Annotated in this window: 2 protein-coding genes; both read right to left on the reverse strand. The window is 64.7% G+C overall.

Translation table 11 applies throughout. The features are described from left to right. The coding region (gene glmS, locus VKP01_RS04055; protein WP_324410515.1) for a glutamine--fructose-6-phosphate transaminase (isomerizing) at positions 1 to 1,394 on the reverse strand (1,394 nt) is incomplete at its 3' end. Positions 1,395 to 1,540: 146 nt separating this feature from the next. Continuing rightward, the coding region (locus VKP01_RS04060) for a DapH/DapD/GlmU-related protein (RefSeq protein WP_324410517.1) at positions 1,541 to 2,206 on the reverse strand (666 nt) is incomplete at its 5' end.

A 2,206-nucleotide genomic window follows, 5' to 3' on the forward strand; every position in this document is an offset into this window, starting at 1 on the left:
TCACGCGCCTTCGACAATTCGCGTGACAGCGCCTTGATCGCGGCCTCGTGCCGGATCGCCTCGTTCATCAGGCCGGGAACCGAGACCAGGGCATCGACCATCGCGCGCTCATTCGGCTCGCTCAGGCTCCCGCGCGCCCGCCCGGCCTGGAGCGCCAGAGCAAACAGCACAGTGAGCTGGCAGGTGAAGGCCTTGGTCGAGGCCACACCGATTTCCGGCCCGGCCAGGGTCTGGGTCACGGCATGGCTCTCGCGGGCGATGGTCGAGGTCGGCACATTGACGACGCTGAGTACCCTCTGCCCGTGTTCCTTTGCATAACGCAAACCCGCCAGGGTATCCGCCGTCTCGCCTGATTGCGAGATCACGATCATCAGTCCGTTTTCGTCGAGCGGCGCGTCGCGATAGCGGAATTCCGAGGCGACATCGATCTCGACAGGGATGCGCGCGAAGCGCTCGAACCAGTATTTCGCCACCAGCCCGGCATAATAGGCCGTGCCGCAGGCGGTGATGGTGATGCGCGAAAGTGCCTTCCAGTCGACATCCACACCATCCGGCAGGCGCGACAGGCCGTTCGCCATGTCGGTATAGGCGGCGAGCGTGCGCCCGACCACTTCCGGCTGTTCGTGAATCTCCTTGGCCATGAAATGGCGGTAATTGCCCTTCTCGGCCATGAAGGCGCCGGCGGCGATCTGCTGGACCGGGCGCTCGACCGGCTCGCCATCCTCGGTGAAGACACGGAGCGATGTCTGCGTCAGAACCGCGATATCACCTTCTTCGAGATAGGTGATCGTCTCGGTGAAGGGCGCCAGCGCCAGCGCGTCGGATCCGAGGAACATCTCGCCCTCACCATGGCCGATGGCGAGCGGTGAGCCTCTGCGCGCGCCGATCATCAGGTCCTCACGACCCCGGAAGAGGAAGGCCAGCGCAAAGGCGCCGCGCAGACGCGGCAGTACCTTCTTCACGGCAGCGGCGGGATCGATCCCGCCGGCCATCTCGTAGCTGACGAGGCGGGCGACTACTTCCGTATCCGTCTCCGATTCGAAGCGTACGCCGGCATCTTCCAGCTCATGGCGCAGGGTACGGAAATTCTCGATGATGCCGTTATGAACGATGGCGAGATCGTCCGTGGCATGGGGATGGGCGTTGGCCTCATTGGGGCGGCCATGGGTGGCCCAGCGCGTATGGCCGATGCCGATGATACCGTCGAGGGGCTGGCGGTCGAGCCTGTCCTCGAGATTGCGCAGCTTGCCCTCGGCCCGGCGGCGCGCCATCCCACCCCGGCTGAGCGTGGCGACACCTGCGGAATCATAGCCGCGATATTCGAGTCGTTTGAGCGCATCGACGATGCGTTCCGCCACGGGCTCCCTGCCGATGATGCCGACGATGCCGCACATATTCGCTACCCCTCTGGCAAAATCTGCGCCGCATCGCGACGCAAGGCATGATCCTTTGCCGGTCATGGGTAAGGCAGGAACGGCAAAGTGCCCAAATCAACTTATCTGACGCTTTATTGCAAAATTGCTTAAACCGCCTCGGTTCTTCAACCTTCCGGCTTCGCCGTCTTGCGCGCGCGGAATGCGCTCGCCCAGCCCGCCCGGGTGAACTGGCGCCCGCGCGCGATGGCGAGCGCGTCGTCGGGCACGTCCTGTGTCACCACCGAGCCGGAGCCCACATAAGCTCCCACGCCGATCGTCACCGGCGCCACCAGCGCGCTGTTGGAGCCGATGAACGCGCCTTCGCCGATCCGGGTCAGATGCTTGTCGAAACCATCGTAATTGCAAGTGATCGTGCCCGCGCCAATATTGGCGCGCGCACCAATCTGCGCATCGCCGATATAGGTAAGGTGGTTGACCTTGGCGCCGGGCCCGACCTGCGCCTTCTTGATCTCGACGAAATTGCCGACCTTGGCCTTCTCCGCCAGCCTGGTCCCGGGACGGAGGCGGGCGAAGGGGCCGATCTGCGCCCCGGCGCCGATCTGCGTGCCTTCGATATGGGAGAAGGCATGGATGACCGCGCGATCGCCCACGCTGACATCGGGGCCGAAAAAGACATTCGGCTCGATCACGACATCGCGCCCGATCACGGTATCCGCGCTCAGATGCACGCTGGCCGGATCGATCAGCGTCGCGCCGCCCGCCATCGCCTGTCCACGCAGACGCTCCTGCATCACCGCCTCGGCAGCGGCAAGCTGGGCGCGGTCGTTGAC

The sequence above is a fragment of the Saliniramus sp. genome (assembly GCF_035311605.1).
GTDB lineage: Bacteria > Pseudomonadota > Alphaproteobacteria > Rhizobiales > Beijerinckiaceae > Saliniramus.